Genomic DNA, 8,575 nt, shown 5'->3' on the forward strand with positions numbered 1-8,575 from the left:
GGATGACAGTTTGCACCTGCTGTGCCGCCTGGGCCGGGTCCCCGAGCCGCGACCACAGCTCCTCGGCGGCGGTATTGTCGGATTGCGTAATCGTCTGAGCGGCAAGCTCGCCGCTATCCACCCCTGCACGCATGGCCGCAATTGCCAACGGCACCTTGATCGTCGACCATGCTACGCCGGCCGACCACGTGCCGTACGACGCCAGGCACGTTCCGTCGACAGCAGCGATCGCTACGCCAATCGTCGCGGGGACGCCCCCGGACAGCTCTGCAAAACTGGTTTCAAGCGCGCGCTTCACGGTGTTAATGGCGGATCGGCCAGACCGGATCGGCGCAGTCGAGGCCCTCGGCCGACAACTGCCGCTTGAGCACCTTGAACGTCGCGGTGCGCGGCAGGGTTGTGCCGACCCGAACGTACGACGGCCACTGCTTGGGCCCCAGGTCGGTCTGCTCGGCGAGGAACGCGCGGAATGTGTCCACTTCGAACTCGGCGCCGGGCATCATCACCAGCGCGGCCATCACCTGATCGCCGACGGCCGGATCCGGCACCGCATACACCGCCACCTCGGTCACGTCCGGATGGCGCAGCAGCACCCGCTCGATGGGCGCGGTCCCCAGGTTTTCCCCGTCGACACGCAGCCAGTCACCAAGCCGGCCGGCGAAATACGCGTAGCCGGCCTCGTCGCGGTAGGCCAAGTCGCCGCTGTGATAGACGCCGTCTGCCATGCGTTGCGCATTGGCCTCGGCGTCGTTGTAGTACCCCTCGAAACGACCTGGGCCGCCGGCATTTACCAGCTCGCCGACCACGCCAACCGGACAGGGCTGACCGGTGTCGACATCGCGGATCTCGAGGCCTTCGGGCAGCAGACCAAGTGCGCCCGCCGGGGTATCCGGTGTGCGGCTGATTGCCACCCCGCCCTCTGTCGAGCCGAAGCCGTCGATGACGACGCAGCCGAACCTGTCAGCGAAACGCTCGATGTCGCCCGATGCTCCCTCATTGCCGTAGACCGCACGCAGCGGATTGTCGGCGTCGTCCGGACGCTCAGGCGTGGCGAGCACATAGGACAACGGCTTGCCGACGTAGTTGGCGTAGGTGGCGCCGTAGCGGCGGATGTCTGGCAAAAATCCAGACGCAGAGAACTTGCGCCGCAACACCATTGAGCCGCGGCAGGCTAATGACACCGCCCACCCCACCAGCACAGCGTTGGAGTGGAACAGCGGCATCGACGCATAGCAGACATCGTCGGGGCCGAGACTGAACCTGTCGGTCATCGTCACGCCGGCGATGCCCACCTTGCCGTGGCTGCACATGACCGCTTTGGGATCGCCGCTGGTGCCCGAGGTGAAGATCAGCATGAACAGGTCGTCGGGCTGGGCGGACTGGAAGTGCACCTCGGCATCCTGGTGCGCGGCCACCTCGTCGGCCCATTCGGTGGAGTCGACTTTGATGTGGTCGATATCGCCAAGTGTCGCCGCAGAATTCGAGTCAGCGAACACCAGCTGACAGTCGGCATGGTCGATGTCTCGGGCAAGCGCGTCGCCACGGCGCACCGGGTTCAGACCCACCGGGACAATGTCCGACATCCCCGCTGCGACTAAGACCGCGGAGAAGAACGGCGTGTTCTCCAGCAGCACTCCGACGTGTGGCGGCCGGGCCGGGTCGAGCCGCTCGCGCAGCGTTGCCGCCAGCGCACCGCCGTGCCGGAGATGATTACGCCAGCTGACGAACGAATCCTCGAAGTAGACGCCCCGATCCTCGACATCGACAAGCGGTCGCAGCAGGTCGACGACGGTGGGGAGGCCGTCAGTCACAACTATGCCGGGGTGTCGGCCAGTTCACGACCGATGCGCAGCAGCGCTGCCGTAGCCCCGCCGAGTGCGAACTCGGTCTGCTTGGCGGCCAGGAAGTAGCGATGCACCGGATGGTCGGTGTCGATGCCGACACCGCCGTGCACGTGAACGATGGTGTGGGCCACGCGGTGTCCGGCATCGGCTGCCCAGAAGGCTGCGGTGGCCACCTCGTTGTCAGCCGGCAGATCCTCGCTGAGCCGCCACGCCGCCTGTATCAAAGTCAGCCGCAACCCCTTGACGTCGATGTAGCCGTCCGCCAGCCGTTGCCCTACTGCCTGGAAGCTGCCGATCGGGCGGTCGAACTGCTCACGAGTGCAGGCGTATTCGGCGGTCAACTGCAGACCACGGTCGAGTACGCCGAGCTGAAAGGCGCTGCGGCCCAGAATATCCAGCGTCGCGATCCAGCTGACTACATCCTCGCCGCCGACCACCCGTTGGCCAGGTACCTCGACCCCGTCCAGTCGGAGGTGTCCGATGCTGCCCAGCCCGGTGGTCTCCAGCGCCGTCACCGAGACCCCCGGATCGCTGGTGGCAATCAGGAAAATGGTTGTACCGGAATCGGTTTCGGCCGGCACCAGGACCGCGTCGGCGACCGGCCCGTAGCTGATCTGGGTGCGGGTTCCGGACAGGCGGTAGCCGTCGCCGGAACGCGCGGCCTGCACCGGCCCGTCGCCGATCTCGCCGTCCAGCGCGACCGTGAGGATCTTGGCGCCGCTGACAGCGGGCTCGCCCCAATCCTTCTGAAGTTCCGATGAACCGAACCGGGCCAGGGCGCCCGCCGCCAGAACGACGGAGTCCAGGTAGGGGACGGCCGCAAGTTGCCGGCCGAGACCGACGAGTACGGCGATCTGTTCGAGCACGCCAAAACCGCCTCCGCCCAACGACTCCGGCGTTGCGGTGGAGAGGATGTCGGCGTCGATGAGCTTGCTCCACAGCTGGCGGTCGAAGCGTTGCTCCAGACCGTCGAGTTGCCGTTGATGCTCTGGCGTGCACACCGAATCGACGATCGTGTTGACGAGATCGCCGAGATCTTTCGCGGCTTCGGTGGTCGAAAAGTCCATGATCTTTGAGAATCCTTCTGCGTTAGCGGTTGGCTCGGGGCAGGCCCAACGCCACCATTCCGATGATGTCGCGCTGCACTTCGTTGGTGCCGCCGCCGAAGGTCAGGATCAAGCAAGCCCGGTGCATCCGCTCGACTCGGCCGCGCAGCAACGCTCCGGGGGAATCCTGACGCACGGTCGCGGCGGTGCCCAGCACCTCCATCAGCAGGCGATAGGCCTCGGTGGCCAGCTCGGTGCCGAACACCTTGGCCGCGGAGGCATCCGCGGGCGACGGCGTGGCGGAGTCCGACGACGCGAGCTCCCAGTTGATCAGCTTGAGGACCTCGACCTTGGCGTGTACCCGGGCCAGGTTGAGCTGCACCCATTCCGAATCGATGAGCCGGGCGCCCCCGGCGTCCTTGGTGTTCTGCGCCCAGTCCCGTACCTGGTTGAGCGCCATGATGATCGGCATCGGCGATACCAGCGCGACGCGCTCGTGGTTGAGCTGGTTGGTGACCAGCTTCCAGCCGCCATTCTCCTCACCGACCCGATTGGCGACCGGGACGCGGACGTCCTGGTAATAGGTGGCGCTGGTGTCCACGCCCGCCATGGTGTGCACCGGCGTCCAGGAGAAACCCTCAGAGCTGGTTGGCACGATCAACATCGAAATGCCGCGGTGCTTCTTGGCTTCGGTGTTGGTGCGGACCGCCAGCCAGACGTAGTCGGCGTACTGGATCAGGCTGGTCCACATCTTCTGGCCGTTGACCACGTAGTCGTCGCCGTCGCGCAGTGCGGTGGTCCGCAGGTTGGCCAGGTCGGTGCCGGCGCCGGGCTCGGAGTAGCCGATCGAGAAGTGCAGGTCCCCGGAAGCGATCTTGGGCAGGTAGAACTTCTTCTGCTCCTCGGTACCGAAGGCCATGATGGTCGGCGCGACGCTGTTGATGGTCAGGAACGGCACGGGTGCGCCGGCGATCGCGGCCTCGTCGGTGAAGATCAGCGAGTCCATCGCTGAGCGGTCCTGACCGCCGTACTCCTTGGGCCAGTTCAGGGTGAGCCACCCGTCCTTACCCATCTGTGCGACCGTCTCGCGGTAGACGTTGCCTTCACCGACCTCACCTGACGTCGAGCTCAACGCTTCGCGGCGTTCCGGGGTGATCAGCTTCTCGAAGTACGACCGCAGTTCGCGACGCAGCTCCTCCTGCTCAGGGGTATAACTGATGCGCATTGCGGCCACCCTCCAGTCGTAGGTGAATTGCGCGGCAGCCTGCATCAACGGCTACCCATTCGCCATCCTGGTTGTAACACGTTCTAGTCTGAGGGTCCAGCGACCGTCACGCCGAACACGCTCGCAGCTGGTCGTATGGTGGGTCATACGTAGTCACAGCCCATGTTCAAGGAGGATGTCGTGCGGGTGATAGTCGACCACGACCGCTGCGAAGGCAACGCGGTGTGCCTGGGAATCGCGCCGGATATCTTCGACCTCGATGACGAGGACTACGCGGTGGTGAAGACCGACCCGATTCCCGCCGACCGGGAGGCGCTGGCCGAACAGGCGATCGCCGAATGCCCGCGGGCGGCACTGCTGCGGGAAGACTAGAGGTATTCATAAATTGACTAGCGGCACGAAAGCGACCGATCTGTCCGGAAAGGTCGCGGTGGTGACCGGTGCGGCCGCAGGGTTGGGCCGCGCCGAAGCGATCGGCTTGGCCCGTGCCGGCGCCACTGTCGTGGTCAACGACATCGCGGCCGCGCTGGATGCCTCCGACGTCATCGACGAGATCACCGCCGCCGGCTCCAAGGCGGTCGCGGTCACCGGCGACGTCAGTCAACGCGCGACCGCCGACGAGCTGGTCAGCTGCGCCGACGGGCTCGGGGGCTTGAGCATCGTGGTGAACAACGCCGGTATCACCCGCGACCGGATGCTGTTCAACATGTCCGACGACGAGTGGGACGCGGTGATCGCCGTGCACCTGCGCGGCCATTTTCTGCTGACCCGCAACGCGGCCACCTATTGGCGGTCGAAGGCCAAGGAGGGGCAGGGATCGGTCTACGGCCGCATCGTGAACACCTCGTCGGAGGCGGGGTTGGTGGGGCCGGTGGGGCAGGCCAACTACGGCGCCGCCAAGGCCGGCATCACCGCGCTGACCCTGACGGCGGCCCGGGCGCTGGGCCGCTACGGAGTTTGCGCAAACGCGATCTGCCCGCGGGCCAGGACCGCGATGACCGCCGATGTCTTCGGGGCGGCCCCCGAGCCCGGCGACGGCGAGATCGACCCGCTCTCGCCCGAGCACGTCGTCACCCTGGTGGGCTTCCTCGCATCCCCTGCGGCCAGTGCCGTCAACGGCCAGGTTTTTATCGTTTACGGCCCACAAGTGATGCTGGTGTCGGCGCCCAGCGTCGAGCATCGCTTCACCTCGGACGCGCAGGCGTGGGACGCGCAAGAGCTCAGCGCGACCCTGGAGGAATACTTTGCTGGACGGGACCCGGAACGGAACTTCGCGGCGACCGGGTTAATGGAGTAATACTCCGGAAGACGAGACGCTCCGCATCGTTCCATACGGACTAGAACACGTTGCAGAATGAACTACATCACAATGGCTCCGACCAGGGAAAACTACAAACATTTGTCTAATTTTGCCGTTCTTTGACAGGCGGCGGCGGTAAGGCCGCGGGAGGTACTCATCTTTCGCGCCCCCTTCCGGCTAGGTGTAGAAGAGTATTGCAGCGCACCTGCGGCCACCCCACCGATTCAGCCGTTGTGTGGATGTGCCTCGGCCAGTGCGTCTAGAAACGATCGGGCCCAACGGTCGACGTCGTGGACGAGTACCTGGCGTCGCAACGCCCGCATCCGGCGCCGGCCCTCTTCGTCCGTTTGGTTCAGCGCTGCCTCGATCGCGTCTTTGACGCCTTCGGTGTCATGCGGATTGACCAGGTAGGCCTGCCGGAGTTCGGCTGCGGCACCCGTGAATTCGCTGAGTACCAGGGCGCCGCCGAGGTCGCTGCGGCAAGCGACATACTCCTTGGCCACCAGGTTCATCCCGTCCCGCAGCGGGGTGACCAACATGACATCACTGGCCACGAAGAACGCGACGAGTTCGTCCCGGGGGACCGCGCGGTGCAGATAATGCACCACCGGATGGCCGACTTCGCCGTATTCGCCGTTGATATGGCCGACCTGGCGCTCGATATCCTCGCGCAGCTTCTGGTAGCTCTCGACCCGCTCACGGCTGGGCGTGGCGAGCTGGACCAGCACGGTGTCGTTACCTTTGACTCGGCCCTCCGCGAGCAGCTCGGCAAAGGCCTGGAGCCGCACGTCGATGCCTTTGGTGTAGTCCAGCCGGTCGACGCCGAGCAGAACCTTGCGGGGATTGCCGACCTCGGCCCGGATCTCCCTGGCCCGCTTACGGATGTTGCGGTCACGGCCTTTCTGATCGAGTTCGCTGGAATCGATGGAGATGGGAAAGGCGCCCACGCGAGTGGTGCGCCCGTCGACCTCGACCTCGCCGAAACGCGATCGCACGCCGACCGTGCCGCGGGAGGTGTTCGCGCCGACCAGGCGTCGCGACAGAATCAGGAAGTTCTGGGCGCCTCCGGTCAGATGGAATCCCACCAGGTCGGCGCCCAGTAGTCCTTCCACGATCTCGGTGCGCCAGGGCAACTGCATGAACAGCTCGACCGGGGGGAAAGGGATGTGCAGAAAGAAGCCGATGGTCAGGTCGGGCCGCAATTCGCGCAGCATTTTGGGAACCAGCTGCAACTGGTAATCCTGCACCCAGACGGTGGCCCCCCGGGCGGCGGCGCGTGAAGCGGCCTCGGCGAATCGGCGGTTGACGTCGACGTAGCGGTCCCACCATTGCCGGTGGTAGATCGGTTTGACGATGACGTCGTGATAGAGCGGCCACAGCGTGGCGTTTGAGAATCCCTCGTAGTACTCGGCGACATCGTCGGCGGACAGACGCACCGGGTGAAGCCGCAGGTCCTCCGCTTCGATGGGCTCCTCGTCGGCGTCGACAATCCCCGGCCACCCGACCCAGGCGCCTTGACGGCGGCGAAGCAGCGGCTCCAGGGCCGTAACCAACCCGCCGGGGCTGCGCTTCCACGTGGTGCTCCCGTCGGGCAGCCGCTCCATGTCGATCGGCAGCCGGTTGGCGACCACCACGAAGTCGGACTCCCCGGCGGCAGATACCTTTGAGCGCTGGCCTCCCGCGGGGGGCATTTACACCCCGATTTTCGCCGGCCCGATACCGAGCATCGACAAGAAGATGCGGCATTCGTCGGCGTCGTTCGCGTAGGCCGCTACTACGCGCCTGGCTTGGCTTGCGGTGCTGTCAGTCAGCGGTGCCACATCTTCGATTTCGTGGTTATCAGATTTAGCGGGCATGCCATAACTGTATGCGAAGTGCGTATTCGCCCGCAGCGGGCGTAGCAACCCGCCGACGCGCGCGTTATGGGCTGGCCGTAATGTGTAAGCACCCAACTGAGGCGAGTGAGGTGGCGAATGGCAGTCCCCAACGAGGTGGGCACCAACGCGGTGGACGCGCAGCCCGAAGAGCTGGTGGCCTACGAGACGCTCGACGAAGGCCGCATCGCCCGGGTCTGGTTGAACCGGCCGGAGGCGCACAATGCTCAGTGCCGCGGCCTGCTGGTTCAACTCGACGAGGCGTTTTTGCGCGCCGAGGCCGACGACGACGTTCGCGTGGTGATCTTGGCCGCGCGCGGCCGGAATTTCTCTGCGGGTCACGACCTGGGTTCAGAGTTGGCATTGGCGGAGCGGGCACCCGGACCCGGGCAGCTGCCGAGCTTTCGGATCAACGGCGCCACCCGCGATCCGGTCGCGGAGAAGACGTACCTTCAGGAGTGGCACTACTTCTTCCAAAACACCTGCCGTTGGCGCGATTTGCGTAAGATCACTATCGCCCAGGTACAGGGCAACGCGATCTCCGCGGGTTTGATGCTGATCTGGGCCTGTGATCTGATCGTCGCCGCCGACAATGCGAAGTTCAGCGACGTGGTCGGTGTCCGCATGGGCATGCCCGGTGTCGAATATTACGCGCATCCTTGGGAATTCGGCCCGCGCAAAGCCAAAGAGCTATTGCTGACCGGTGATTCGCTGGACGCTGACGAGGCCTACCGACTCGGCATGGTGTCCAAGGTCTTCCCGCTCGACGAACTCGAGGACAAGACCTTGGAGTTCGCGCGCCGCATTGCCGAGCGGCCTACGATGGCGGCGCTGTTGATCAAGGATTCGGTGAACGCGGCATCGGATGCGATGGGTTTCACCGAGGCGTTGCGCCACGCGTTCCACATTCACGAACTCGGGCATGCGCACTGGGCGGCGCACAACGAGAACAGGTACCCGATCGGACTGCCGCCCGATGTCGAGGACTGGCGCACGGCGAAGCCGTCGAAAGTGGCCCGCCGCGATACGCCCTAGTCCGCCGTCGGTCGCATATGTCACAGCAGCCTCGCTGCGGAGGGGATATGTGTTGTGCCCGCCTCAGAGCGATTTCTTCGTACCGACGAGATGAGTTTTCGCTCGTAGGCGGGCAAACGGGCATCCGCCTGTTGCCTCATGTCAATATGCCCGCGACGGTATTCGTTGCCTCATGTGCCGGATGCCCGCGACAACTGATTGGTGGCCTGGTTTGCTGGTGCCCGCGTGGGCGGTGCTTTGCGTTGGGGTCC

General features: G+C 65.2%; 8 protein-coding genes and 1 pseudogene. 3 read left to right on the forward strand and 6 right to left on the reverse strand.

Annotated features, from left to right (window positions below; all coding sequences use genetic code 11):
* The 4 genes and pseudogenes from ACLQI9_RS02155 to ACLQI9_RS02170 all read right to left on the reverse strand — a co-directional run.
* Window positions 1-298, reverse strand: a pseudogene (locus tag ACLQI9_RS02155) (hypothetical protein); the annotation flags it as partial.
* Window positions 299-302: 4 nt separating this feature from the next.
* Window positions 303-1,811, reverse strand: a complete 1,509-nt coding sequence (gene fadD17, locus ACLQI9_RS02160; RefSeq protein WP_442383781.1) for a long-chain-fatty-acid--CoA ligase FadD17 — start codon at window positions 1,809-1,811, stop codon at window positions 303-305.
* A 2-nt stretch (window positions 1,812-1,813) separates the two neighbouring features.
* Entirely contained in the window at window positions 1,814-2,911 is a 1,098-nt protein-coding gene (locus tag ACLQI9_RS02165; protein ID WP_442383783.1) for an acyl-CoA dehydrogenase family protein, read from the reverse strand.
* Between the two features lie 22 nt (window positions 2,912-2,933).
* Entirely contained in the window at window positions 2,934-4,115 is a 1,182-nt protein-coding gene (locus tag ACLQI9_RS02170; protein WP_442383795.1) for an acyl-CoA dehydrogenase, read from the reverse strand.
* A 180-nt stretch (window positions 4,116-4,295) separates the two neighbouring features.
* Here ACLQI9_RS02170 and ACLQI9_RS02175 point away from each other — a divergent pair, with 180 nt between their 5' ends.
* Entirely contained in the window at window positions 4,296-4,487 is a 192-nt protein-coding gene (locus tag ACLQI9_RS02175) for a ferredoxin (RefSeq protein ID WP_442383797.1), read from the forward strand.
* A gap of 13 nt (window positions 4,488-4,500) precedes the next feature.
* Window positions 4,501-5,412 carry a 3-oxoacyl-ACP reductase gene (locus tag ACLQI9_RS02180; RefSeq protein ID WP_442383785.1) on the forward strand — a complete coding sequence of 304 codons (912 nt, stop codon included), beginning with the start codon at window positions 4,501-4,503 and terminating at the stop codon, window positions 5,410-5,412.
* A gap of 227 nt (window positions 5,413-5,639) precedes the next feature.
* Here ACLQI9_RS02180 and ACLQI9_RS02185 read toward each other — a convergent pair whose 3' ends face one another.
* Window positions 5,640-7,106 (reverse strand): alpha,alpha-trehalose-phosphate synthase (UDP-forming), encoded by a 1,467-nt coding sequence (locus ACLQI9_RS02185; protein WP_442383787.1) that lies wholly within the window; start codon window positions 7,104-7,106, stop codon window positions 5,640-5,642.
* The gene (locus ACLQI9_RS02190) at window positions 7,107-7,271 is read right to left on the reverse strand and encodes a hypothetical protein (RefSeq protein ID WP_442383789.1); all 165 of its coding nucleotides are present in this window, start codon (window positions 7,269-7,271) and stop codon (window positions 7,107-7,109) included. It lies immediately after the preceding gene.
* Between the two features lie 117 nt (window positions 7,272-7,388).
* Here ACLQI9_RS02190 and ACLQI9_RS02195 point away from each other — a divergent pair, with 117 nt between their 5' ends.
* Entirely contained in the window at window positions 7,389-8,324 is a 936-nt protein-coding gene (locus ACLQI9_RS02195; protein ID WP_442383791.1) for an enoyl-CoA hydratase, read from the forward strand.
* The last annotated feature ends 251 nt before the right edge of the window (window positions 8,325-8,575 follow it).

Source organism: Mycobacterium sp. (genome assembly GCF_052143115.1).
Classification (GTDB): Bacteria; Actinomycetota; Actinomycetes; order Mycobacteriales; family Mycobacteriaceae; genus Mycobacterium.